Annotated in this window: 21 protein-coding genes and 1 pseudogene; 19 read left to right on the plus strand and 3 right to left on the minus strand. The window is 61.5% G+C overall.

The annotated features are described in order from the left end of the window. Positions 1-77: 77 nt before the first annotated feature. The 6 genes from Clow_RS06615 to Clow_RS06640 are packed head-to-tail and all read left to right on the plus strand — an operon-like array spanning position 78 to position 6,185. On the plus strand, positions 78-2,090 hold the full coding sequence (locus Clow_RS06615; protein WP_055177966.1) for a glucose PTS transporter subunit IIA: 2,013 nt from the start codon (positions 78-80) through the stop codon (positions 2,088-2,090). 3 nt (positions 2,091-2,093) lie between these two features. After that, complete coding sequence (gene coaE, locus Clow_RS06620; protein WP_055177968.1) at positions 2,094-2,687, plus strand: dephospho-CoA kinase; 594 nt, start codon at positions 2,094-2,096, stop codon at positions 2,685-2,687. Next, entirely contained in the window at positions 2,684-3,109 is a 426-nt protein-coding gene (locus Clow_RS06625; protein WP_055177969.1) for a VOC family protein, read from the plus strand. Before coaE ends, Clow_RS06625 begins: the two co-directional genes overlap by 4 nt. Positions 3,110-3,133: 24 nt before the next feature. After that, positions 3,134-5,218, plus strand: a complete 2,085-nt coding sequence (gene uvrB / locus Clow_RS06630) for an excinuclease ABC subunit UvrB (RefSeq protein WP_055177971.1) — start codon at positions 3,134-3,136, stop codon at positions 5,216-5,218. A gap of 36 nt (positions 5,219-5,254) precedes the next feature. Beyond that, positions 5,255-5,704 (plus strand): universal stress protein, encoded by a 450-nt coding sequence (locus Clow_RS06635; protein ID WP_055177973.1) that lies wholly within the window; start codon positions 5,255-5,257, stop codon positions 5,702-5,704. 37 nt (positions 5,705-5,741) lie between these two features. Next, entirely contained in the window at positions 5,742-6,185 is a 444-nt protein-coding gene (locus Clow_RS06640; protein ID WP_055177975.1) for a universal stress protein, read from the plus strand. A gap of 8 nt (positions 6,186-6,193) precedes the next feature. Here the strand turns inward: Clow_RS06640 and Clow_RS06645 are convergent. The 3 genes and pseudogenes from Clow_RS06645 to Clow_RS06655 all read right to left on the minus strand — a co-directional run bounded on the left by Clow_RS06645 (position 6,194) and on the right by Clow_RS06655 (position 9,756). Next, positions 6,194-8,344: pseudogene (locus Clow_RS06645) on the minus strand (HelD family protein). Positions 8,345-8,408: 64 nt separating this feature from the next. Then, positions 8,409-9,101 (minus strand): DoxX family protein, encoded by a 693-nt coding sequence (locus Clow_RS06650; protein WP_055177977.1) that lies wholly within the window; start codon positions 9,099-9,101, stop codon positions 8,409-8,411. Between the two features lie 55 nt (positions 9,102-9,156). Continuing rightward, entirely contained in the window at positions 9,157-9,756 is a 600-nt protein-coding gene (locus tag Clow_RS06655) for an MBL fold metallo-hydrolase (RefSeq protein WP_055177979.1), read from the minus strand. 91 nt (positions 9,757-9,847) lie between these two features. Here Clow_RS06655 and uvrA point away from each other — a divergent pair, with 91 nt between their 5' ends. The 13 genes from uvrA to argJ all read left to right on the plus strand — a co-directional run bounded on the left by uvrA (position 9,848) and on the right by argJ (position 24,489). Continuing rightward, positions 9,848-12,694, plus strand: coding sequence for an excinuclease ABC subunit UvrA (gene uvrA, locus Clow_RS06660; RefSeq protein WP_055178044.1), 2,847 nt, complete (start codon positions 9,848-9,850; stop codon positions 12,692-12,694). Between the two features lie 143 nt (positions 12,695-12,837). After that, entirely contained in the window at positions 12,838-13,611 is a 774-nt protein-coding gene (locus tag Clow_RS06665) for a serine hydrolase (RefSeq protein WP_156334714.1), read from the plus strand. 255 nt (positions 13,612-13,866) lie between these two features. Beyond that, positions 13,867-14,388 (plus strand): translation initiation factor IF-3, encoded by a 522-nt coding sequence (gene infC, locus Clow_RS06670; RefSeq protein WP_082418577.1) that lies wholly within the window; start codon positions 13,867-13,869, stop codon positions 14,386-14,388. 32 nt (positions 14,389-14,420) lie between these two features. Further along, on the plus strand, positions 14,421-14,615 hold the full coding sequence (rpmI, locus tag Clow_RS06675) for a 50S ribosomal protein L35 (protein ID WP_018118582.1): 195 nt from the start codon (positions 14,421-14,423) through the stop codon (positions 14,613-14,615). Between the two features lie 51 nt (positions 14,616-14,666). After that, entirely contained in the window at positions 14,667-15,056 is a 390-nt protein-coding gene (rplT, locus tag Clow_RS06680; RefSeq protein ID WP_055177989.1) for a 50S ribosomal protein L20, read from the plus strand. A 66-nt stretch (positions 15,057-15,122) separates the two neighbouring features. Beyond that, complete coding sequence (locus Clow_RS06685; protein WP_156334716.1) at positions 15,123-15,443, plus strand: TM2 domain-containing protein; 321 nt, start codon at positions 15,123-15,125, stop codon at positions 15,441-15,443. 20 nt (positions 15,444-15,463) lie between these two features. Continuing rightward, positions 15,464-16,288, plus strand: coding sequence for a TrmH family RNA methyltransferase (locus Clow_RS06690; RefSeq protein WP_055177993.1), 825 nt, complete (start codon positions 15,464-15,466; stop codon positions 16,286-16,288). Positions 16,289-16,327: 39 nt separating this feature from the next. Further along, complete coding sequence (gene pheS, locus Clow_RS06695; protein ID WP_055177995.1) at positions 16,328-17,386, plus strand: phenylalanine--tRNA ligase subunit alpha; 1,059 nt, start codon at positions 16,328-16,330, stop codon at positions 17,384-17,386. Between the two features lie 27 nt (positions 17,387-17,413). Then, positions 17,414-19,909 (plus strand): phenylalanine--tRNA ligase subunit beta, encoded by a 2,496-nt coding sequence (gene pheT / locus Clow_RS06700; RefSeq protein ID WP_055177996.1) that lies wholly within the window; start codon positions 17,414-17,416, stop codon positions 19,907-19,909. Between the two features lie 80 nt (positions 19,910-19,989). Continuing rightward, positions 19,990-21,633 carry an ABC-F family ATP-binding cassette domain-containing protein gene (locus Clow_RS06705; protein WP_055177999.1) on the plus strand — a complete coding sequence of 548 codons (1,644 nt, stop codon included), beginning with the start codon at positions 19,990-19,992 and terminating at the stop codon, positions 21,631-21,633. 6 nt (positions 21,634-21,639) lie between these two features. Further along, on the plus strand, positions 21,640-22,233 hold the full coding sequence (locus tag Clow_RS06710; protein ID WP_055178001.1) for a TetR/AcrR family transcriptional regulator: 594 nt from the start codon (positions 21,640-21,642) through the stop codon (positions 22,231-22,233). A 36-nt stretch (positions 22,234-22,269) separates the two neighbouring features. Continuing rightward, entirely contained in the window at positions 22,270-23,310 is a 1,041-nt protein-coding gene (gene argC / locus Clow_RS06715) for an N-acetyl-gamma-glutamyl-phosphate reductase (protein ID WP_055178003.1), read from the plus strand. Positions 23,311-23,337: 27 nt separating this feature from the next. Further along, positions 23,338-24,489 carry a bifunctional glutamate N-acetyltransferase/amino-acid acetyltransferase ArgJ gene (argJ, locus tag Clow_RS06720; RefSeq protein WP_055178004.1) on the plus strand — a complete coding sequence of 384 codons (1,152 nt, stop codon included), beginning with the start codon at positions 23,338-23,340 and terminating at the stop codon, positions 24,487-24,489. Positions 24,490-24,503: the final 14 nt, after the last annotated feature.

Consider the following 24,503-nt stretch of genomic DNA (forward strand, 5'->3'; position numbering starts at 1 on the left):
GCCCGGTATGAGCCGGGCGGTCCTTTCGTTCTATGATGGGGCATATTTGCGTTGTTCTCTGGAAAGGTGAACGCTTTATGGCCTCCACAACGGCGGCGACCTCGCAGCACATTCTTAAAGAAATTGGTGGTGCGGATAACGTATCCTCCCTCACCCATTGTGCGACTCGCCTGCGCTTTCAGCTCCACGATCAAAACCAGGTGGACGTAGCAGCCCTGGAAAAGGACCCTGCCGTGCTCGGCGTGGTGAAGCAGGGCAGCACTGGTTTGCAAGTAATCATGGGCGGGGGCGTGGCTGACTATTACGGCGCGATCATGCGCGATCCCGCGATGGCGGACCGGGGAGAATCCGATAAAGCCCCGGCCAAGAAGGAATACGGTGGAGTGCGCAGCAAGTACTCCTGGGTGGACTACGCCTTTGAGTTCCTCTCCGATACCTTCCGCCCGGTGCTCTGGGCGCTCCTGGGTGCCTCTCTCATCATCACCATGCTGGTGCTTGCTGATCGGTTTGGGCTCCAGGATTTCCGCGCCCCCATGAGCGAGCAGCCTCCCACCTACCAGTTCATGCACGCCATGTGGAAGTCCGTGTTCTGCTTCCTGCCGATCATGGTGGGCGCTACCGCGGCCCGCAAGCTCGGTGCCAATGAGTGGGTGGGGGCGGCGATCCCCGCGGCCCTGCTCACCCCGGAGTTCATCGGGCTCAAGGATGTTGCCCGGGAGATTCCCACCTCGGTGGCCGGTGAGATGCAGTATCAGGTGGATGTATTCGGCCTGCCCATGACCATTCAGGATTATGGTGGCCAGGTATTCCCGCCGCTGCTGGCGGCCATCGCCTTGTACTTTGTGGAAAAGGGCTTGAAGAAGATCATTCCGGCGGCGATACAGATGGTCTTTGTGCCCTTCATCTCCCTGCTGATCCTCATTCCGGCCACGGCCTTCATCATGGGGCCCATCGGTATCGGCGTGGGCAATGCCATCGCGGACGGCCTCTACTGGCTCAACGATCTCTCGCCCTTCATCCTGGCCGTGGTCATTCCGCTGATCTACCCCTTCCTGGTGCCGTTGGGCCTGCACTGGCCACTCAACGCCATCATGATCGTGAACATCAATACGCTGGGTTATGACTTCATTCAGGGCCCGATGGGCGCCTGGAACTTTGCCTGCTTCGGCGTGGTCACCGCCGTAATGGTGATTTCCTGGCGCGAGGGCAATAAGTCCATGCGCCAGGTCTCCGCGGGTGGCATGTTCGCCGGCCTCCTCGGCGGCATCTCGGAGCCCTCCCTCTACGGCGTGCTGCTGCGCTTCCGCAAGTCCTACTGGCGCCTGCTCCCAGGCTGCCTCGTGGGCGGCATCATCATGGGTATCTTCAACGTTAAGGCCTATGCCTTCGTGTTTACCTCCCTGCTCACCGTCACCGCGATGGACCCGACCTACGGTTATTCCCTCGCCATCGCGGCAGCCTTCGCCACCTCCTTCGCACTCACCCTGCTGCTGGATTACCGCACCAAGGAGGAGCGCGAGGAGGTGCGTGCCCAGATCGCCGCCGAGCGCGAGGCCGCCAACGAGGCCGAGGAAGAGCGTATCGCAGCCGCCGACGCCCCCGCGGCGGCGGCGTCGCAAAGCGCTTCCGTGGCAGCCCCGCTCGCGGGCCGCGTGCTGCCCCTTGCGGAGGTCCCCGATGCCGCCTTCGCCGCCGGTGCCGTGGGCAAGGGCGTGGGCATTGATCCCAGCGGGGATACCGTGGTGGCCCCTGGGGAGGGGAAGGTCATGGCTGCTTTCCCCACCGGGCACGCGGTGGGCCTGAAAATGGATAATGGCCTGCAATTGCTCATTCACATCGGCATTGACACCGTGAATATGGAGGGCAAGGGCTTTGAACTGTTGGTGGCCAAGGGCGATCGCGTGAGCGCCGGGCAGCCCCTGGTGCGCTTTGATCGCGCCGCCATCGAGGCCGCGGGCTACAGCCCCGTGACTCCGGTGCTGGTGACCAACCACAAGAAGTGGGGTGCTATCGACGCCACCTCGGCCACCGAGGTAGCCCCCGGCGACGCCCTGCTAGAGGTGGCGGCCAAGGAAACCGAGGCGGTTTAAGAGATGAAGAAGGTCGGGCTCACCGGGGGAATCGGCAGCGGGAAATCCACCGTGGCGGCGTTGCTTGAACAGCAGGGTCTGCCGGTGGTGGACGCGGATCAGATTGCGCGGGACATCGTGGAGCCCGGCCAGCCCGCCCTGGCGGAACTCGCGGAAGCCTTTGGGGCGGAAATCTTGAATCCCGATGGCTCCCTCAACCGTGCGGGCCTGGCGGGCATCGCCTTTGCCACGCCGGAGAGCACCGAACTCCTCAACTCGATCATGCACCCGCGCATTGAGGAAGAGACCGCCCGCCGCTTTGCTCAGGCGGAAGCAGCGGGCGCCAGCGCGGTGATCTATGACATGCCTCTGCTGGTGGATAAGGGCCTGCACAGGGGTATGGATCTCACCGTGGTGGTGGATGTGCCCGCCGATCTCCGCGTGGAGCGCCTGCGCGGGCGCGGCATGGAACCGGAGGACGCGCGGCGTCGTATAGCCGCGCAGATCGACGACGCCACCCGCAATGCCGCAGCCGACGTGCTCATAGATAACAGTGGTAGCCTGGCGGCTCTGGAATCTCAGGTGCAGGAATTAATAGAAAGGATCATGCGCTTATGACCGAGAGGCTGCGGCATGACATGGTGTTTATCAATCTTCCCGTGGCGGATGTGAAGGCTGCGGTGGAGTTCTACCGCGCGCTGGGATTCGTGGAAAACCAGGTTTTCCGCGATGAATCCACCGCGTCCTTTGAAGTGAGCGATCACATCGTGGTGATGCTGCTGGAGCGGGAGCGCTTTGCTTCTTTCCACTCGCGGGAGACGGTTGCCTCGGGTGGCCCGCGCGAGGCCTTGGTGTGCATCTCGATGGATTCCGCCGAGGACGTCACCACCCTGGTCAATCGCGCCCGCGAGGCCGGTGGGCTTATCACCAAGGAGCCTCATGAGGAGGGGCCGATGTACGGGGCGGCTTTCGACGATCCCGATGGGCACGGCTGGGAGCTGATGTGGATGGACCCCGAGGCGCTGGCGAATATGGGTTAAGCGCGGGGCGCTACACTATTTCCTATGGCCTTTGCTGCTGAGCACCCCGTTCTATCCCATTCCGAGTTTCGCCCGGTGGGCGAGATTGAACGCTCGGATAAGCCCTTTGAGGTGGTCTCCGAATATGAACCAGCGGGAGATCAGCCCACGGCGATTAAGGAACTCGATGAGCGCCTGCGCAAGGGGGAGCGCGACGTGGTGCTTTTGGGGGCCACCGGCACGGGTAAATCCGCCACGGCGGCCTGGCTGATTGAGCAGCAACAGCGGCCCACGTTGGTGATGGCCCCCAATAAGACCCTGGCGGCGCAGTTAGCCAATGAATTGCGCCAACTGTTGCCTCATAACGCGGTGGAGTACTTCGTGAGTTATTACGATTACTACCAGCCGGAGGCCTATATCGCGCAGACGGATACCTATATCGAAAAGGATTCCTCCATTAACGAGGATGTGGAGCGGCTGCGCCACCGTGCCACCTCCTCTTTGCTTTCGCGCCGCGATGTCGTGGTGGTGGCCTCTGTTTCTTGCATTTATGGCCTGGGTACCCCGCAATCTTATTTAGATCGCTCGGTGGTGCTCGAAGTGGGAGAAGAGGTAGAGCGCGACCGCTTTTTGCGCCTGCTGGTGGATATTCAATACGACCGTAACGATGTGGCCTTGGCTCGGGGTTCCTTCCGAGTGAAGGGCGATACGGTGGACATCATTCCCGCCTACGAGGAAGTGGCGGTGCGGGTGGAGTTCTTTGGCGATGAGATTGATTCCCTGTATTACATTCACCCGGTGACGGGGGAAGAAGTACGCAAGGTAGATCAGCTGCGTATCTTCCCCGCCACGCATTATGTGGCGGGACCGGAGCGCATGGAAAAGGCGGTTTCGGAGATCAAAATTGAGCTTTCGGAGCGCCTGGCGGATTTGGAAAACCGCGGTAAGTTGCTGGAAGCCCAGCGCCTGCGCATGCGCACCGAATACGATCTGGAGATGATCGAGCAGGTGGGCTTTTGCTCCGGTATCGAGAATTACTCGCGCCATATTGATGGGCGCGAGGCGGGCTCCGCCCCGGCCACGCTCATCGACTATTTCCCCGAGGACTTCCTCACCATCATCGACGAGTCGCACGTGACGGTTCCCCAAATTGGGGGCATGTACGAGGGGGATATGTCGCGCAAGCGCAACCTCGTGGAGTTTGGATTCCGCCTGCCTTCAGCGGTGGATAATCGCCCGCTGACCTTCGATGAGTTTGAAGATCGGGTGGGCCAGACGGTCTATCTCTCCGCCACTCCTGGTGATTATGAGATGGCGGCCTCCGGCGGCGAGTTTGTGGAACAGGTGATCCGCCCCACGGGTCTGGTGGACCCCACCATTGACGTGCGGCCCACCAAGGGACAGATTGATGACCTCATGGATGAGATACGCACCCGCACCCGCAAGGACGAGCGCGTATTGGTAACCACGCTGACGAAAAAGATGGCGGAGGACCTCACCGATTACTTCCTAGAAAACGGCATTAAGGTGCGGTATTTGCACTCCGATATTGATACCTTGCAGCGCGTGGAATTGCTGCGCCAATTGCGCCTGGGTGAGTTTGACGTGTTGGTGGGTATTAACCTCCTGCGCGAGGGCCTGGACCTTCCCGAGGTATCCCTCGTGGCGATTTTGGATGGGGATAAAGAGGGCTTCCTGCGCTCCGAGCGTTCCCTGATTCAGACGATTGGACGCGCGGCCCGTAACGTCTCGGGCACGGTCATCATGTACGCCGATTCCGTGACGGATTCCATGCAGTACGCCCTGGACGAGACGGAACGCCGCCGGGCCAAGCAGATCGCCTATAACAAGGAACACGGCATTGATCCCCAGCCGCTGCGCAAGAAGATTGCGGACATCTTGGATCAGGTCTACGAACGCGAGGAAGGCGATGCCGGTTCCGCAGCGGTGGCCGAGCGTCCGAATGCGAAGGATATGCCCGCCGATGAGGTGCAAAAGCTCATCGACGACCTCACCGCTCAGATGCGGGAGGCCGCCCGAGATTTGAAGTTTGAGTTGGCTGGTCGCCTGCGCGATGAGATCGCAGATCTGAAGAAGGAGCTGCGTGGTATCAAGGAAATGGGAATGTAAACATGACTGAGAACATGACTGAGAAAGCGAGCAAGCATGATTAAGTACAACACCGTGGCCTCCGGCACCGATGGCTCCGATACCGCCTTGGTGGCGGTGCGCAAGGCTGCTAGTTTGGCCCGAGTCTATGAGGCGAAACTGGTGCTCATCTGCGCCTATTACGAGGCCTCCGGCTCTGTGCTCAATTCCCCCGGCTCCGAGGCCACGGCGGTCCCCGTGGTGAGCAAGCAGCGGGCGGATGAGTACCTGGAAGAAGCTCGTGTGGTGGCGGAGGAAGAGGGCGCCGCAGACATTGAGCTGTACAAAACCTCGGGTGCCCCCATCGTGGCGCTCACGGAGGCGGCCAAGGAGAAGGAGGCGGACCTCTTGGTACTGGGCAATAAGGGGATGCACAGCCTTTCAGGACGCATCTTCGGCAATATTCCCACTGGCGTGGCGCGGAAATCTCCGGTGGATGTGATGATCGTGAACACAGAGCAGGCGTAAGCTAGATAGCGAATATCTCAACGTAGAGGGAAGGTTCATGAGCGAGAATTATCAGAAGATCGTTGTAGGCACCGATGGCTCCAAGTCCTCCATGCTGGCTGTGGAGCGCGCCGCGAAGATTGCGGCGGCGTTTGATGCCACTCTCATCATCGGCTGCGCTTACTACGAGAGCAAGGAAGAAGCCTCCCAGACCCTCCGCCAGGATTCCGTGACCATTCTGGGCAATGATCCGGCTCATAAGAATCTGGATGCTGCCGCAGAGCACGCCCGTGAAACGGGTGCGCAGAAGGTGGAGACCGCTATCCGCCGGGGGACCCCGGTGCAGGCGTTGATGGAGATTGTGAACGAGAGCCAGGCGGATCTGCTCATCGTGGGTAATCGCGGTATCAACTCGCTCACGGGCCGTCTCCTCGGATCGGTGCCGGCCGATGTGGCCCGGCAGTCCGATTGCGACGTCATGATCGTCCACACCGTGAACTAGGGGAGAACCTAGTCCACGATGGTGAGCGTCTGCGTGGCGCGAGTGATAGCCACGTAGAGGTTCTGGCGGCCCTGGGGTGAGGCCGCCACAATCTCCTGGGGTTGTACCACGATCACGTGGTCAAACTCCAAACCCTTAATATTGCTCACGTTATCGGGGGTAATAACGATGTGGGAGCGCCCGTCCTCCGGCCGCGGTGGTATCTCCGATACATGCCGCACGGGGATACCGGTGGAGCGTATCGCGGTGGCGGGAATGGCCTCGGGATCAATGTCGCGCAATACCTCGGCGGCCACCTCCATGATTTCCGCCGGGGTGCGGTAATTAATGCTCAGGGTGTGGTGGCGGAAGCGCTGGCCCACGAAGGGCTCTAAGGCTTGTTCTCAGGAATCTACCCCGGCCGGAGAGCCGGTTTGGGCGAGGTCGCCCACCAGCGTCATCCATCGGGAGGGACTGCGCCGGAAAATCATGCGCCATTCCATCGGAGTGAGTTCCTGGGCCTCATCGACGATGATGTGCCCGAAGGCCCAGGTGCGATCCGCTCCGGCACGCTGCGCGGTGGTGCGGATATCGCGCTCTTCCTGGCGGGTAGCGAGGGTCTGGGCGTCAATGACGTCGTAGGCCCCCAGGTATTCGGCCTCAAAGACCTCATCGTTATCGGTGACCGCCGAGCCCTGGAGAATATCCAGGGTCTCTTGGGCCTCTTCGATGCGGCGTTGTTCCTCTTCCTGGGCGGATACTGCCGGTGGCTCGCCCAGCAGGTGAGCGAGTTCATCGAGCAGGGCGGCGTCGGAAGCAGCCCAGCCGTTTTCGGTGCGCAGCAGAGCGCGGTGGGTTTCCTCGTCATAGTCGCGGGCCACGCGCGCGATGGTCTCTGGGGAATCGAGGAGTCCGGAAAGAACGCCCCCGGGGGTGAGCACGGGCCAGAACTCATCGAGGAGGTCGAGCACGGCTGGTTCCTCCGCGAGGTCATCGTGGAGCTGATCGACGTCCGCGCGGGAGAGGAGGTTTTTTCCACCCAAGGGGTCGGCTCCGATGCGGGTGGCCATCTGCTGAGCGATCTGCTCGATGAGGTGCTCGCGGAAGATACCGCGGGCCTCGTTGTGGGGGCGTCGGGAACGCCGGGCGCGGGTGCGCGACTTTTTCACCATGCCGGGCTCGATGTCCAGGTCGAGGGAGTCGATGCGCAGGCGAACCACCTCATCGGGAACGCGCTGGAGGTCCTTGACGGCCTCGGCCAGGATCACCGCCATCTCCTCGGAGCCCTTGATTTCCTGGGAGAGCAGGCTCTCCTGGCGGCTGGGCACCATGCCGGGATAGAGCTCGCCCACGGTGGAGAGCACCACGCCGGTTTCTCCCAGCTCCGGGAGCACGTGGGAGATGTAATCCAGAAAGGTGCGATTGGGCCCCACGATGAGCACGCCGGTGCGGGCCAGATGCTCGCGCCAGGTGTAGAGCAGATAGGCCACGCGGTGCAGGGCCACGGCGGTTTTGCCGGTGCCGGGGCCGCCTTCTACCACGAGCACCCCGCGGGTATCGTCGCGGATGATTTCGTCTTGCTCGCGCTGAATCGTCTCCACGATATTGCGCATCTTGCCGGTTCTGGCGCGCTGCATGGCATGAAGCAGGGCGGCCTCCCCGGCCACTCCGCCGCGTTCTTCTGCCCCGGGGCCAGTGGCACCGGAAAGATGCTCGTCATCAATGCTGATGACCTCGCGGCCCTTGGTACGGATATGGCGGCGCAGGTGCACGCCCTCGGGATGTGCGGTGGTAGCCAGATAAAAGGGGCGGGCCATCGGAGCGCGCCAGTCCAGCAGCAGGGTGCGGTAATGGTCCTCGCGGTCATCGAGGCCCATGCGGCCGATGTAGCGGCGATCCATTCCCTCCCCGATGGGGTTATCGCCTTCCCCCTCAATATCAATGCGGCCAAAAACCAAGCCCATCTGCGCCAGGTTCAGGCGATCTAGCTTGGCATTGAGCGAGTGATATTCCGTCTCACGCTGCACCAAGGCCTCCGCCTTGGGATTGGCGGGGTCAATGTTCAGCGCGATCTCCCGCAGGCGCTCATTGGCCTGGGTTACTTCTGCGTCGAGGCGCGCGAACAGGGTATCCACGTAGTCCTGTTCGCGGCGGATCTCTTCGCTGTTGTGCACGCACATCCTCCTTGGCTCGTTATGGAACCGTCAAGGTTACACCGAGTAAGAGGAATGTGGCGGCACCCTTTTAGAACTCGAAGTTCTTGAGCTTCTTCTGGGCCTTCTTCAAGGCCTTGGTGGCGCGCTTTTGCAGCTTATTCGCCTTCTTGCTGTTAGCAGCGGCCTCGGCCTTATCCTGGGCCTTGGCTGCGGCCTTGACGACCTTCTTCTTGGCAGCCTCGGCGTTATCGCGGGCGGCGGCCAACCAATCGTCCTTGTTTTCCTCCACGTACTCCTTGATGGCAGAACCATTCTCGTTAGCGGAGGTGGTGGCGGACTTGACGGCCTCGGAAGCGCGGTAGCTCAGGCCTGGCTTGCCACCGTTATCCAGGCTGGTGATAGCCAGGCCGCCGAGCAGGGCGACGTCGGTGAGGAAGCCATTGCGGCGGGTGCTCTTTTCCTCCGGCTCCTGGGTCTCCCAGAAGGCGTGGCGGCCCACGATGGTGGGCACGGCCAGCAGCGCCAGGGTGGTGGCGGAAAGGCGGGGCAGCTTGCCCAGGGCGAGCAAGGAACCCGCGCCTACCTTGAGGCCACCCGCGGTGCGGGCTACCAGTTCGGGGTCCTGGGGAATCTGGCGGGCATACTTGCGCGGCAGCACGGAACGAGTGCGGTTGAGCACGGATTCGGTGGCATCGACGTGGTCAGCGGTGTTCAGCAGGGTATCGACGCCGTCGGCAACATACACCGATGCCAGCGCGGGGCGAGCGAGTTTGCGGATCATTGCGCACACTCCTTCATAAAGAGATTTGGGTACGATGAGCTATTTTAGCGTTGCTTTACCAGCGGCGTTCCCACCACACCCGCAGGTGAGGGCGCTCCTCCCCTAAAGTAGTGGCCGCGCCGTGGCCGGGGTGGACGAGCGCGGAGTCCTCGTACACGTCGAAGATCCTGGTAGTAACGTCTTTGTATAGCCTTGCAAAATCGCTTTCCGACGTCGTTTTTCCCAATCCGCCGGGGAAAAGGCTATCGCCCACGAAGAGGTGGGTAGCACCCCCGATCGTGGCGGTGAGGGCGGCTCCTCCGGGGGTATGACCGCGCAGGATGGTCACGGGGAAATCATGGTCGGCGTGGTGGATCACATCGCCGTGGTTGAGCTCCACGTCTACCGGGCAGGGGAGCGCGGGGGAATCGAGGAAGGGGGCATAGTGGGTGGCCTCGGTGGCCTCTAATACCTCGGCTAGCGCCCTGGTGTGATCTTTGTGCCGATGAGTGGTGAGAACCTTGGTAATTTTTACCCCGGCCTCGCGCGCCAGATCGAGGAGCGCGGGGGCGTTATCGGCGGCGTCGATAAGCAAACCCTCGCCCTGGGCGGCCAGGAGATAGCAATTATTGTCCATGCTGGACACGGAAATCTGGTGCAGGCGCAATTCGCTCATAAGCAACAGAGTAATGATGCTGGCGCGGCGGTGCGTATCGTTGGTATGTTCGAGTGCAGTTGATTCAACGGTGGAAGGGATGGAACACGCTGTGGCTGATCGCCTGGTAGTGCGGGGTGCGCGGGAGCACAACCTCAAGGGGGTAGACGTTGATCTTCCCAGGGAGTCGATGGTGGTATTCACCGGGCTTTCTGGATCGGGAAAATCCTCCCTGGCCTTTGACACCATCTTTGCCGAGGGGCAGCGCCGCTATATCGAATCACTGTCCAGCTATGCCCGCATGTTTTTGGGCCAGATGGATAAACCCGATGTGGACTTTATCGAGGGCCTTTCCCCTGCGGTGTCCATCGACCAGAAATCCACCAACCGTAACCCGCGCTCCACGGTGGGCACCATCACGGAAATCTACGATTACCTGCGCCTGCTCTTCTCCCGCGCCGGTACCGCGCATTGCCCCACGTGCGACGCCCCCATTGAGCGCCAGACCCCGCAGCAGATCGTAGACCAGGTTTTGGCCCTGGAAGAGGGGATGAAGTTCCAGGTTCTTGCCCCCGTGGTGCGTCGCCGCAAGGGGGAGTTCGTGGACCTCTTTGAGGACATTGCGGCCCAGGGATATTCCCGCGTGCGGGTGGACGCGCAGGTGTACCCACTGAGCGATCCTCCCACCCTTAAGAAGCAGATCAAGCACGATATTGATGTGGTGGTAGATCGCCTCCAGGTCAAGCAATCCCAAAAGCAGCGGCTCACGGAATCGGTGGAGACCGCCCTGGGATTGGCCGATGGGGTAGTGGCCCTGGAGTTCGTGGGCCTGCCCGAGGACGATCCGCAGCGGGTGCGCCGCTTTTCTGAGAAGTTGGCCTGCCCCAATGGGCATGCCTTGCAGGTGGAGGAGTTGGAGCCGCGCGCCTTTTCCTTTAACAGTCCCTTCGGTGCCTGCCCGGCCTGCGATGGCCTGGGCACCACGATGGAGATTGATGAGGACCTGCTCATTCCCGATCCCGAGGCGCCCGTGAGCCAGGCGGTACAGCCCTGGCATACCAGCCCCAACCACAAGTACTTTGAAAAACTCGTGGAGGGCCTGGGTAACGCCCTGGGGTTCCACCCCAAGGACCCGTATTCGGCGCTCACCAAGCAGCAGCGCGACGCCCTCATTAACGGCACCGCCACCGAGGTGACGGTGCGCTATAAGAACCGTTATGGCCGCATGAGGCAATGGACGGCTCCCTTTGAAGGCGTGATGGGCTACCTCAAGCGCAAGATGGAGGAGACCACCAGCGAGAACGTCCGTGAAAAGTTCCTGGCCTATACCCGCCAGGTGGCCTGCCCCACCTGTCAGGGGGCGCGCCTGCGCCCGGAGATTCTGGCGGTGCGCCTGGCCTCGGAGAAGGGGGAGCTTTCTATTGCCGGGCTCACGGAGCTGAGCATTGAGGACGCCTTTGGCTTTTTGGATACCCTCGTGCTGGGTAAGCGCGAGGAGATGATTGCCGGGGCGGTGCTCAAGGAGATTCAGGCTCGGCTGCGTTTCCTGCTGGACGTGGGGCTCAATTACCTCACTTTGAATCGCTCTGCGGGCACGCTTTCCGGTGGTGAGGCCCAGCGTATTCGCCTGGCCACCCAGATTGGTTCCGGCCTGGCCGGTGTGCTCTACGTACTTGATGAACCCTCTATTGGCCTGCACCAGCGGGATAATCAGCGCCTCATCGGCACCCTGGAGCGCTTGCGCGATCTGGGCAACACCCTCATCGTGGTGGAGCACGATGAGGACACCATCCGAGCCGCGGATTGGCTGGTGGACGTGGGGCCGCGCGCCGGAGAATACGGTGGCGAGGTGGTCTATCAGGGTGCACCCGAGGGAATACTGAAATCGGAGGATTCAATCACCGGCGCCTATCTTTCCGGGCGCCGGGAGATCGGAGTTCCAGAGCAACGCCGCCCCATTGACCGCTCCCGCATGCTCAAGGTGGTAGGCGCCAGGGAGAACAACCTCCGGGGCATCAATGTGGAGATTCCCCTGGGTGTATTGGCCTGCGTCACGGGTGTTTCGGGCTCCGGAAAGTCCACGCTGGTCAATCAGATTCTGGCCAAGGTGCTGGCCAATGAGCTCAACCGTGCTCGCCAGGTGCCAGGGCGTGCTCGCCGCGTAGAGGGAATGGAGCACCTGGATAAGTTGGTGCAGGTGGATCAATCGCCCATCGGGCGTACCCCGCGCTCCAATCCGGCCACCTACACCGGCGTATTCGATAAAATCCGCACCCTCTTTGCCGAAACCCCGGAGGCCAAGGTGCGCGGCTATAAGGCCGGGCGCTTCTCCTTCAACCTCAAGGGTGGGCGCTGCGAGGCCTGCCAGGGTGACGGCACCATCAAGATCGAGATGAACTTCCTTCCCGATGTGTACGTGCCCTGTGAGGCCTGCGGCGGCGCGCGCTACAACCGCGAGACCCTAGAGGTGACCTACAAGGGCAAGAACATCGCGGAGGTATTGGATATGCCTATCTCCGAGGCCGCGGGCTTCTTTGAATCCATCACCTCCATTCACCGCTACCTCAATACGCTGGTGGAGGTGGGGCTGGGCTATGTGCGCCTGGGGCAATCGGCCACCACGCTTTCCGGCGGTGAGGCCCAGCGCGTGAAACTGGCCAGTGAACTGCAAAAGCGTTCCAATGGGCGCACCGTGTATATCCTCGATGAACCCACCACGGGCCTGCACTTTGAGGACATCCGCAAACTTCTCCTGGTGATTCAAGGCCTGGTGGATAAGGGCAATTCCGTCATCATCATTGAGCACAACCTGGACGTGATTAAGTCTGCGGACTGGATTGTGGATATGGGGCCTGAGGGAGGTTCTGGCGGTGGCCGCGTGGTGGCTCAAGGCACGCCGGAGGACGTGGCAGCCACAGAAGGTACACATACTGGGCGTTTTCTCAAGGACTTGCTCTGAGGCTATGATGGGGCGTTCCCAAAAATCTGCCCGTGGGGAGGCCCTACACCGTGAGTCGATGCCGCATGATCGGCGCGTCTATCGTCGTGAGCGCTCTGTGTACAGCGTGTGCTCCTACCACCGAACCCGCTCCCGTTGCGCGCGTGGAATCTTTATCCACCAGTACGGAGAAATCTTCCGGCTCTGAGCGTGGAGGGGCTGAGCCTGGAAGCAGCGAGCTGGGCAAGGAGCTGCGCCGTATCGTGGAGGGGGCCATCGCCCATCATGGAGGTCAAGCCGGGATAGCGGTGGTATCCGGGGGGCAGGTGTACTCCGCTGGCGATCCGGGGCATAGCGCCGCGTGGTCCACGATCAAGGTGCCCATTGCTATCGCCGCCTACCAGGAGGGCACGGCGGATGATGATACTGCCCGAGCGGCCATCACTTATTCCGATAATGATGCCTCGGTGGAACTCTGGGATTCCTTGGGCAGCAGCACGGAGGCCAGCGCTGCCGTGCAAAAGGTTCTTTCTCAGGCGGGTGACCCCACGGACGTGGCCCGGCAGTGGGGGCATAGCTCGAATGTGTCTTTTGGTGAGGTCTCGTGGCCTCTGAGTGGTCAGGCGCTCTTTGCCTCTCACCTGGCGTGTATTGACAGCGCCGATCCGGTGGTGGAATTGATGGGGGAAATATCCGAGGAGCACAAGTACGGCCTGGGGCTCTTAGAGGGTTCTGCCTTTAAGGGGGGTTGGGGCCCGGACGATGACGGTGTATTTACTATGCGCCAACTGGGAACAGTGGAGGGGGTTGGTATTGCCATGTATGTGCATCCCCAGGACGATCAGGAATCTGAGGGGCGAGCGATGCTTGACGATATAGCTCGTGGTCTGCGGGAATTGTTGGCGGAGGGAAAGCTCAAGGGCGGTTCCCGCTGCTGATTTGCGACCCCCGTATAAAGCCGCTATAGTGCCAGTTACTACCGCCCAGAGCGTTATGCTTGGGCCGCAAGAGGAGATCATCCCACCCCACGCCGCCTTTTAGAAAGGTAGGCCACGGGTCATGTTATAGAAGAACTCTGTAACGGTAATGTTCTCCTGCATGTGCGCACACATGCAGGTTTTTCATTGGGTATGTATATCCAAATGTGTTGCGGTACGAATGACACTATTTACCCTGCTACTTGAGGAGTACACATCAGCGCTGAAGCTCGCATTAATGAGCGAATCCGAGTTCCCGAGGTTCGCCTCGTTGGCCCCGGTGGGGAACAGGTAGGCATTGTCCGTACTGATGATGCCCGCAAGCTGGCCTACGAAGCTGATCTGGACCTCGTTGAGGTCGCCCCCAAGGCCAAGCCCCCGGTCTGCAAGATCATGGACTACGGGAAGTACCGGTACGAGCAGGATCAAAAGGCCCGCGAGGCACGCCGGAACCAGCAGCAGACTGTAGTCAAAGAGCAGAAGTTTCGTCCCAAAATCGACGATCACGATTATGAGACGAAGAAGGGTAATGTAGTCCGGTTCCTAGAGAAGGGCTCCAAGGTCAAGGTAACGATCATGTTCCGCGGCCGTGAGCAGTCTCGCCCGGAGCTGGGGTTCCGCTTGCTGGATCGGTTGGCCCAGGACGTCGAGGAAGTGGGCGTCGTGGAAATGAAACCCAAGCAGGACGGCCGGAACATGACGATGGTTCTGGGGCCGGTTCGCAAGGGTAAGAAGTAAACACGTTAATCAGGGATTGTAAGGATCGAGCCATGAAGCAAAAGACCCACAAGGGCACCGCTAAGCGCATCAAAAAGACCGGCACCGGAAAGCTGCGTCGTGAGCAGGCTGGTCGCCGTCACCTGTTGGAGGGCAAGCCCTCCACCCGCACCCGTCGCCTCAAGGGCACGGTGGATGTTGCCAAGCCGGATACCAAGCGCGTGAAGCGTCTCCTCGGCCAGGCCTAAAAGGCCGCTTGTCCCTACACCACCAACGAGATTTGAAAGAAGAGTATTACCGTGGCACGTGTTAAGCGGTCAGTGAATGCCAAGAAGAAGCGTCGCGAAATCCTGAAGTCCGCCAAGGGCTACCGTGGTCAGCGCTCCCGCCTGTATCGCAAGGCCAAGGAGCAGTGGCTGCACTCCATGACCTACTCTTACCGGGATCGTCGCGCCCGCAAGCGCGAGTTCCGTAAGCTGTGGATTCAGCGCATCAACGCCGCCGCTCGTATGAACGGCATCACCTACAACCGCCTGATCCAGGGCCTCAAGCTGGCCGAGATCGAGGTGGATCGCAAGATCCTGGCCGAGCTGGCTGTGAATGACTTTGCCACCTTCTCTGCCATCTGCGAGAAGGCTAAGGCTGCTCTGCCGGAGGACGTGAACGCCCCCAAGGCCAAGGCCGCCTAAAACGGATCTTGCCATAAAAATCCCCGCCAGTGCATGCTGGCGGGGATTCGTTTATCCTGGATAACCATGACTATGCCGCAGTTTGGCCAGCAATATACCTCACCTGAGTATCTTCAAGAACCGCTACCGGCGCCGCGTTCTTATATTGCGGCGGCCCTTTTGGCTTTCTTTTTGGGCGAGTTCGGCGTGCATAATTTTTATCTGGGATACCGCCAGCGGGCTATTATTCAGCTCGTCATCGCCATCGTGGGATACGCCCTATCTATCGTTCTCATCGGTATTCCCATCGTGATCGCCGTGAAGATCTGGGCTTTCGTGGAGTTCGTGATGATTCTGCTGCGCTCGGGCACCTATGCCACCGATCCCTATGGGCGGGAACTCATCTAGCCCCAGGTATCCTCGGGGCCATGTCTCTTGATTTCTCCGCTCCCTTTACGGAGCGCACCCCGCGCATCGTCGCGGCGGCCAAGCTCCATCGGGCGGCGGCTCGTCGCAAAGCAAAGGCCTTCCTCGTGGAGGGGGAAAACGCGGTGGAAGCGGCGGTGACCACGGGGGCCGCCCGGGACGTGTACGTCACCGAACAGGCGGCGCAGCGCTACGAGGCTATCGTGAAATCCGCCCAGTACCTCAGCGTGTACGTGCACCCGATCAGCGATAAGGCGGCGCGTTCCCTATCCGATACCGTGACCACCACCGGCATCTTCGCGGTCTGCGATCCGGTGCTGTGGCCCATGAAGCGAGCACTCACGGGCACGCCCCGTTTGGTGTCGGTGCCGGTGCACACCTCGGACCCCGGCAACGCGGGCACGCTGATTCGGGTTTCCGATGCGATGGGGGCGAACGCCGTGGTTTTTGCCGGAGAGACGGTGGACCCCCTGGGCAATAAGGTGGTGCGTTCCTCGGCAGGGTCTCTCTTTCACCTCCCGGTATCGCGGGAAACTCAGGTGGAGGCGGTGATGGATTCCCTGCGCAGCCGCGGGCTACAGATACTGGCGACGGCCGCCGATGGAGAGGTAGATCTCGATGAAGCCGGCGATCTCCTCGAAGCCCCCACCGCCTGGCTCTTTGGCAACGAGGCGCACGGATTAGGGGAGGAGTTGTTGAGTCAGGCCGACCACCGGGTGCGTATTCCCATTCGGGGCCGGGCGGAATCGCTGAATCTGGCCACGGCGGCGTCGATATGCCTTTATGAGTCTGCCCGAACGCAGGCCCGGGTGGCCGGACTAGAATAAACGAGTCCAAGAGATACGAGAGAGCAGGAAGAGTACACGGTGGCTGAGCAACAATCCGAGCACTCCGCACCGGAGATAACCGAGGAAGCCCTCAACCGCGCCGCGCAGGTGGCACTGGGGGCCTTCGAGGCTGCAAAGAACCTGGAAGAGTTGGCCCAGGCGCGCAGGGATCACCTCTCCGATAGCGCGCCCATCATGCAGGCCCGCCGCGCGCTGGGTTCCCTGCCCAAGGCCCTGCGCAAGGACGCCGGCCGCCTGGTGAACCAGGCCCGAGGCCGAGCGGAGAAGCATTATGCCGAGGTCAAAGAGGTGCTGGAACGCCAGCACGCCGAGGCCGTGCTGCGCCGGGAGACGGTGGACGTTACCGTGCCCACCACGCGCAGCCAGACCGGCGCCCTGCACCCGATTACCACGCTGAGCGAGGCCATCGCGGATATTTTTGTGGGCATGGGTTGGGAGATTGCCGAGGGGCCCGAGGTGGAGGCGGAGTACTTCAACTTCGATGCCTTGAACTTCATTCCCGATCACCCCGCGCGCACTCTTCAGGACACCTTCTACGTGGGTGCCGAGGATTCTCGCCAGGTGCTGCGCACCCACACCTCTCCCGTGCAGGTGCGCACCATGCTGGAACGCGAGGTTCCGCTTTATATCGCCTGCCCGGGGCGCGTTTTCCGCACCGATGAGTTGGACGCCACCCACACCCCGGTGTTCCACCAGGTAGAGGGGCTGGCGGTGGATAAGGGGCTGACGATGGCGCACCTGCGCGGCACCCTCGATCACCTGGCTAAGGAGCTCTTTGGCCCGGAGACGCGCACCCGCATGCGCATCAATTACTTCCCCTTCACCGAGCCCTCCGCCGAGGTGGACGTGTGGTTCCCCAATAAGAAGGGCGGTGCGGGCTGGATCGAGTGGGGCGGCTGCGGCATGGTCAATCCCAATGTGCTGCGTGCCGTAGGGGTGGATCCACAGGAATACTCTGGTTTTGCCTTTGGCATGGGCCTAGAGCGCACCCTGCAATTCCGTAATGGGCTTTCCGATATGCGGGACATGGTGGAAGGCGATATTCGCTTCACCCTGCCCTTTGGTATTCAGGCTTAAGGCCCCGCACAGCTCAAGGAGAAAACCATGCTTATTTCCCAAAATCTCATTACCCGAGAACTCTCCAAGCACAATCCTGGTTGGAAGGTGAGCCCCGCAGAACTCGATTCCGGCTTTGTCCGCGTGGGCTTTGAAACCGAGGGTTATGCTCCGATTCCGGAAACCACTGGCCCGCTGGTGGTGGGCCGCGTGGAGCACATCGAGGAACTCACTGGTTTTAAAAAGCCCATTCGTTACTGCCAGGTGAATGTGGGCCAGGCCAATGGCACCGGGGAATTGCAGGGCATTATCTGCGGTGCCCGCAATTTTGCCGAGGGCGACCTTGTGGCGGTATCGCTACCTGGGGCCGAGCTCCCTGGGGGCTTCAAGATCGCGGCGCGCAAAACCTACGATCACATCTCTAACGGCATGATCTGCTCGGCCACGGAGCTGGGGCTCACCGATAAGTCCACCGATGGCATCATCATCTTGGACGAGGGCACCCCCGGAGAGGACGCCCGCGCCATCCTGGGGCTCGACGATGTGATCTTTGACGTCAACGTCACCCCGGACCGTGGCTATGCGCTGAGCGTGCGCGGCCTGACCAGGGAACTGGCCTCGGCCTTCGACCTCCGCTTCGAGGACCCCGCTGCCCGCGCTCCGCAGCAGGCCTCTGAGCAGGCCTCGGTATCCACGGCAGACCTCATCAAGGTCACCGTGGAGGAGGCCACCAAGGCACGGCGCTTTGGCCTGCGCAAGGTCAGCGGCATTAACCCCGCCGCCACCTCTCCCTTCTGGTTGCAGCGCGAACTCATGGCCTTCGGTGCACGCCCCGTCAATGCCGCCACGGACGTGACCAACTACGTGATGTTCCTGCTCGGCCAGCCCATGCATGCTTTCGACGCCGGGGTGATCTCCGGCGATCTTCACGTGCGCCAGGCCGAGCTGGGCGAAAAGCTCACCACCCTGGATCATGTGGAGCGCGAACTCCACCCGGAGGACGTGGTGATCTGTGATGCGAACGGCATCCAATCGCTCGCCGGCGTGATGGGCGGGGCTACCTCGGAGATCGGGGATAGCACCACCGATGTGTATTTTGAGGCCGCCACCTGGGATACCCTCACCGTGGCACGCACCAGCCGCCGCCACAAGCTCAGCTCGGAATCCTCCCGTCGCTTCGAGCGGGGCGTCGATCCCGCGCTGGTGGAACCGGCGTTGGACCTGGCCTGTGACCTGCTGGTGAGCATCGCCGGTGGGGTGGCCGAGCCCGGCCGAACCCTGGTGGGGGAGATTCCCGCCATGCCGCAGATTCGCATGGCACAGCGCCGCCCGGCTCAGGTGGCCGGGGTGGAGTACAGCACTGAGACCGTGGTCAATCGCCTGCGGGAGGTGGGCTGCGAGGTCACCGAGGAGGGTGAGGACCTGTTGGTTACCCCGCCCACCTGGCGCGGGGACATCACGATGGACGCCGACCTCGTGGAGGAGGTGCTGCGCCTGGAGGGTTTGGAGGATATTCCCTCCATCCTGCCCACCCCCAAGGGCGGGCGTGGACTCACCGCCGCGCAACGCCGACGCCGCTCCATCGGGCATGCCCTGGCCTACCACGGCTACGCGGAAATCTTGCCCTCCCCGTTTATCTCTGCGGAGGTTTTTGAGCAGTGGAACCTTGAGGCGGATGACCCCCGCCGCAACACCGTGAGCGTGCGCAACCCCTTGGAAGCCGATCACGCGGTGCTGGCCACCACCTTGCTCCCCGCCATGTTGGAGGCGGTGGGACGCAATGCCGCTCGCGGCCGCACCGACCTCAGCCTTTTTGGCGTGCAGCAGGTGGCCTTCAAGCGCGGCGAGCGAACCCCCATGCCCTCGGTGGATTCGCGGCCCTCAGCAGAGCAGGTGCGCGAGGTGGTGGACTCTCTACCGGAGCAACCTCTGCACGTGGCCACGGTGGGCGGCGGCAATATCGAGTACGCGGGTCCCTGGGGCGAGGGCCGCGCTTATACCTACGCGGACGCCATCGAATCGGCGCGGATTGTGGCCCGTGCCGCTGGGCTGGAATTGGAGGTGCACCAGGCACAGCAGCAGCCCTGGCACCCTGGCCGCTGCGCGGCTTTGGCTATCGACGGCCACGTGGTGGGCCATGCGGGCGAACTTCACCCGCAGGTACTCGAAGCGATGAACCTGCCCCCGCGCCTGTGCGCGATGGAGTTGGACATCACGGCTCTGCCGTTTAAGGAGCACGCTCCGGCTCCGGTGCTTTCGGCTTTCCCGGCCCTTTACCAGGACATCGCCTTGGTGGTGGAGGAGAAGGTGGCCGTGGAGGAGGTACGCCGCGCCCTTGTGGAGGGCGGCGGAGACCTGCTGGAATCGGTGCAGCTCTTTGACGTTTACCGTGCGGACTCCGTGGGGGAGGGCAAGAAGTCCTTGACCTTCTCGTTACTCTTCCGCGCCGGTGATCGCACGCTGACGGATGCCGAGGCCAATGAGGCCCGTCTAGCGGCGGCGAAGCGGGCAGAGGAACTGTGGGGGGCGCAGTTGCGCGGATAAATAGGGGAAGAGGCCAGCGCGTATCACCGCGTTGGCCTTCTTTCAGACATGATTTATCACGGTTGTGATAATATCTCGGCATGGGCTACCTTGATGTGCAGTCGCTAAAATATTTTCTGGATGATGGGCGCTTACTTCTGCGTGATATTTCTTTTCGGGTGGGAGAAGGGGAACGAGTGGCTCTGATTGGAGCCAATGGTTCGGGTAAAACTACCTTGCTGAAAATTATTACCGGGGATATTCCGGTGGTTGAAGGTGCTATATCTCGTGGTGGAGAGTTGGCCGTTATGCCGCAATTTATGCAGGGAGAAACGGTGCGCGAAGCACTTGTGGCTACGAGTACTCGGGTCATGCGAGAGATGGCGGAGGCATTGTGGCGAGCGGAACATGATGTGCGTGAAGTTGATGATGAAGCGGCCCAGATGAAGTATGCTTCCTTACTCTTGGAATGGGGCGATCGAGGTGGCTATGAATTGGAAGCACTGTGGAGTTTTTGCACTATGGATTCATTGGGCCTTAGTTATGAGGAGTGTGCAGATTTTCCCACCTCGATGCTATCTGGTGGCGAGCAGAAACGTCTCATGCTTAATGCCTTGATGCGGGGCTCCGCGGAGATTCTGCTGCTCGATGAACCGGATAATTTTCTAGATGTGCCGGGCAAAAGATGGCTGGAAGAGATGCTTCTGAGCTGTGATAAGACGGTTCTTTATGTTAGCCATGACCGGGAACTTCTTTTTCGCACGGCTACGAAGGTGGTTACGGTGGAACTGGGAGAACGGGGGAATACGGTATGGGTGCACGGGGGAGGTTTTGGGAGTTATTATGAGGCTCGGGAAAATCGCGGCGCACGGCTGGATGAGTTGAATAAAAGATGGGAAGAAGAACATCAACGTCTGCGCGAGTTAGTGCGGGAATATAAGAATAAAGCGGCATATAACTCGGATATGGCTTCCCGGTACCGTGCGGCACGGACCCGCCTGGAAAAGTTTGAATCGCATGGACGCCCGGAAAAGGCTCCCCGCGAGCAGGATTTTTCCATGCGGCTGCGAGGTGGCCGAACGGGGAAACGGGTGTTGATCTGTGAAGGGCTTGAATTGCGGGGGCTTACCCATGCTTATGATTTTGAGGCGAGGTATGGGGATAGGGTGGCGGTGTTGGGGCCGAATGGCTCGGGAAAGTCTCATTTCCTCCGTTTGCTGGCTAGAGGGGGTAGTGACCCCTCTGCGGAATTAGTGGAGGTGGCTAAGGATATTGAGCCGGTTTCCTATTCTGGGGTTGCGCGTTTGGGGGCACGCGTGTGGCCGGGCTGGTTTGCACAAACTCAGGGGCGCCCTGACCTGCACGGGCGAACTCTCCTTTCCATTTTGCACTGTGGCGAGGGGCGGCGGCAGGGGATGCCGCGCGAGGAGGCGTCGAGAGCACTGGATCGCTATGGCCTTGTCCGCTGCGCACAGCAGCGTTTTGAAGATTTATCGGGTGGACAGCGCGCTCGCTTTCAGATTCTTTTGTTGGAACTTAGTGGGGCCACCATGCTGTTGTTGGATGAGCCCACGGATAACCTTGACCTTGAATCTGGGGAGGCGGTGCAGAAGGCTTTGCGGGCTTTCTCGGGAACAGTGATAGCGGTGACGCATGATCGGTGGTTTGCACGGGACTTTGATCGCTACCTGCTATTTTCTGAGGATGGTTCGGTAACGGAGAGTGACTATCCATTATGGGAGTGAAGGGGTATGCCTGCACGTATTAATGCCGAGGAACGCCGCAGCCACATTATTGAGGCGGCTTTTCGCAAGATTCTGGCCGAGGGGGTGGAGGGGATAACCTTGCGCAAGGTATCGGCGGAGGCGGAACTCAATATCGGCTCTGTGCGGCATTTTTTCGATGGGCACGAGGACCTTTTGGAAGCGGCGGCGCGAGAGGCGGGAGAACGCATGGGGCGGCGCTTGGCGCCGTACCTGGGGAGTTCCCTGAAGGGATTAAAAGGGGAGGAGGCTCTTGATTCCTTGCAGGAACTATTGGAGCAGGTACTTCCGATGGATGAGGCACGGAGGGCTGAGGCGATTGTGGTGTTGGAGTTTATTCGAGCTTCGCGCGTGCAACCCCTTTTCGCTCCCGCAGCCGCGCAGATGGGGCGAGACCTTCACGAGGTGGTGGTGAGCGCTTTTTCCAGCTTGGGCGTGGAGAATCCGGGCATGGCGGCGCGACAGATCACTGCGTTGATTGGTGGTCTCACGATGGATGCGGTTACCCCCCACGGTGCACTCAGCACAGATCAAGTTCGCGCGATATTGCGGGGAGCACTCCGCCACCACCTTTCTGCATAATTTGCAAGAGCATGAATATATGCTATATTGTTCGTTATGCCGATCACAGTAGCCATCGCCGGAGCCACCGGATATGCCGGTGGTGAACTCCTCCGCCTCCTCCTGGGGCACCCCGCGTATCTCAAAGGGGACCTAGAAATTGGGGCGCTCACGGGCAATTCCTCTGCGGGTCAGTGCAATGCCTTCCCCGCGGCCCCCGCCCTGACGGATCGTGTGGTGGAGGAGACCACCCCGGAGGTCCTTAGCGGCCACGATGTGGTGTTTCTCTGCCTGCCGCATGGACACTCCGCCCGCCTGGCGGCGCAGCTTCCCGCCGAAACCCTGGTGATTGATTGCGCGGCGGATTACCGTCTCAGCGACCCCGAGCAGTGGCGGCGTTATTACGGCTCCGAGCACGCCGGTACCTGGCCTTATGGCTTGCCGGAAATGCCCGGTCAGCGCGAGGCTCTCACAAAAACCCGGCGCGTGGCCGTGCCAGGTTGCTTTCCCACGGGTGCCACCCTGGCCCTGTTGCCCGCCGTGGCCGAGGGCCTGATCGAGCCGAATATCACCCTCACCTCCATCACGGGGGTTTCCGGCGCGGGCAAGAAGGCCGCCACCTCGCTCTTGGGTGCGGAGACGATGGGATCGGTGCGTCCCTATAACACTGCGGGTCAGCACCGCCACAACCCGGAAATCGTGCAGAACCTCGCCTGCTATGGGGAGACCCCGCGTCTTTCCTTTACCCCGGTGCTCGCGCCGATGACGCGGGGGATTCTCAGCACCGCCGTGGCTCCGTTGAAGAGTGCTCCGCTAAAGAGTGGTAAGAACCCCCGCGAGGTTTACGCGGAGTTCTATCGCGGAGAGCCCTTCGTGCACGTACTCCCGGAGGGAGTGCTGCCCAATACCAAGAACGTGCTGGGCACCAACCTTTGCCAGATCGCGGTGGAGATCAATGAGGAGGCCGGGACGCTGCTTATCACCGCCGCCATCGACAACCTCACCAAGGGCACCGCCGGCGGTGCCGTGCAGTGCATGAATATCGCTGTGGGCTGGGAGGAAGTCGCCGGCCTTCCCACCGTGGCAGTCACACCCTAGAAGCACCCGAGATAAGGAAGATGAAGCATGAGTATTACCTCGCCCAAGGGTTTTCAGGCGGCGGCCACCACGGCGGGCATCAAACCCTCCGGTGCCCCGGACATGGCGCTCGTGGTGAACACGGGCCGCCAGCGCACCGCCGCGGCGGTATTTACCCGCAATAAGGTATGCGCGGCCCCGGTGACGCTGAGTAAGGAGGCCATCGCTGGGGGCGGCCTGGACGCGGTGGTCTATAACTCCGGCAACGCCAATGCCTGCACCGGTCAGCAGGGCTACCGGGACGCGCAGGAGATGCAGGGCATCGTTGCGGAAGGGCTGGGCGTCGATAAGCACAATGTTGCGGTGTGCTCCACCGGGCTGATCGGGGAGCCCCTTCCCATGCCGCTTGTCCGCGAGGGAGCGCAGGCGCTGCTCGGCGGCTTGGGAGCGTACGGCAGTGAGGCCGCACGGGCGATTATGACCACCGATACCGTGCCCAAGGAAGTACTGGTGGAAGGTCCCGGCTTCCTGCTGGGTGGCATGGGCAAGGGAGTGGGCATGATGGCGCCCTCTCTGGCCACCATGCTGGTGTGCCTGACCACCGACGCCCAGGCCAGCGCCGAGGCCCTGGATACCGCCCTGCGCCGGGCCACCGCGAGCACCTTTGATGTGCTGGACATTGACGGCTCCACCTCCACCAATGACACGGTGATTCTGCTGGCCTCCGGGGAATCGGGGGTAGAACCCACCCAGGAGGCTCTCGACGCCGCCGTGCTCCAAGCCTGCCGGAGCCTGGCACGGGCCATGCAGGCCGACGCCGAGGGGGTGACCAAGCGGGTGAGCATCACCGTCACCGGGGCGCACAGCGAGGAGGAAGCGCTTGCTGCTGCCCGCACGATCGGGCGCGATAACCTGGTGAAATGCGCAATGTTTGGCTCCGATCCGAACTGGGGCCGCGTGATCGCCGCCGTGGGCATGGCCCCGGTGAGCATGGAGCCCGCTCGTATCAGCGTGCGCTTTAACGGGCACACCGTGTGCGCGGATTCTACGGCGGTGCCGGGAGCCCGCGAGGTAGATCTCAGCGGCTCAGACATCGCCGTGGAAGTGGATCTGGGTACGGGTCAGCCCGGCACCGCCACGGTGTACACCACAGACCTCTCCCACGCCTACGTGGAAATTAACTCGGCTTATACCACCTAAAGGAAGGCGCGAGG

Origin of the sequence: Corynebacterium lowii, assembly GCF_001412085.1 — a bacterium.
Lineage (GTDB): Bacteria > Actinomycetota > Actinomycetes > Mycobacteriales > Mycobacteriaceae > Corynebacterium > Corynebacterium lowii.

What these genes read in the sequence shown, in the direction of transcription:
- Clow_RS06615 (WP_055177966.1), top strand. Translation starts at nt 78, where the DNA reads ATGGCCTCCACAACGGCGGCGACCTCGCAGCACATTCTTAAAGAAATT.
- coaE (WP_055177968.1), top strand. Translation starts at nt 2,094, where the DNA reads ATGAAGAAGGTCGGGCTCACCGGGGGAATCGGCAGCGGGAAATCCACC.
- Clow_RS06625 (WP_055177969.1), top strand. Translation starts at nt 2,684, where the DNA reads ATGACCGAGAGGCTGCGGCATGACATGGTGTTTATCAATCTTCCCGTG.
- uvrB (WP_055177971.1), top strand. Translation starts at nt 3,134, where the DNA reads ATGGCCTTTGCTGCTGAGCACCCCGTTCTATCCCATTCCGAGTTTCGC.
- Clow_RS06635 (WP_055177973.1), top strand. Translation starts at nt 5,255, where the DNA reads ATGATTAAGTACAACACCGTGGCCTCCGGCACCGATGGCTCCGATACC.
- Clow_RS06640 (WP_055177975.1), top strand. Translation starts at nt 5,742, where the DNA reads ATGAGCGAGAATTATCAGAAGATCGTTGTAGGCACCGATGGCTCCAAG.
- Clow_RS06650 (WP_055177977.1), bottom strand. Translation starts at nt 9,101, where the DNA reads ATGATCCGCAAACTCGCTCGCCCCGCGCTGGCATCGGTGTATGTTGCC.
- Clow_RS06655 (WP_055177979.1), bottom strand. Translation starts at nt 9,756, where the DNA reads ATGAGCGAATTGCGCCTGCACCAGATTTCCGTGTCCAGCATGGACAAT.
- rpmI (WP_018118582.1), top strand. Translation starts at nt 14,421, where the DNA reads ATGAAGCAAAAGACCCACAAGGGCACCGCTAAGCGCATCAAAAAGACC.
- Clow_RS06685 (WP_156334716.1), top strand. Translation starts at nt 15,123, where the DNA reads ATGACTATGCCGCAGTTTGGCCAGCAATATACCTCACCTGAGTATCTT.
- Clow_RS06690 (WP_055177993.1), top strand. Translation starts at nt 15,464, where the DNA reads ATGTCTCTTGATTTCTCCGCTCCCTTTACGGAGCGCACCCCGCGCATC.
- pheT (WP_055177996.1), top strand. Translation starts at nt 17,414, where the DNA reads ATGCTTATTTCCCAAAATCTCATTACCCGAGAACTCTCCAAGCACAAT.
- Clow_RS06705 (WP_055177999.1), top strand. Translation starts at nt 19,990, where the DNA reads ATGGGCTACCTTGATGTGCAGTCGCTAAAATATTTTCTGGATGATGGG.
- Clow_RS06710 (WP_055178001.1), top strand. Translation starts at nt 21,640, where the DNA reads ATGCCTGCACGTATTAATGCCGAGGAACGCCGCAGCCACATTATTGAG.
- argC (WP_055178003.1), top strand. Translation starts at nt 22,270, where the DNA reads ATGCCGATCACAGTAGCCATCGCCGGAGCCACCGGATATGCCGGTGGT.
- argJ (WP_055178004.1), top strand. Translation starts at nt 23,338, where the DNA reads ATGAGTATTACCTCGCCCAAGGGTTTTCAGGCGGCGGCCACCACGGCG.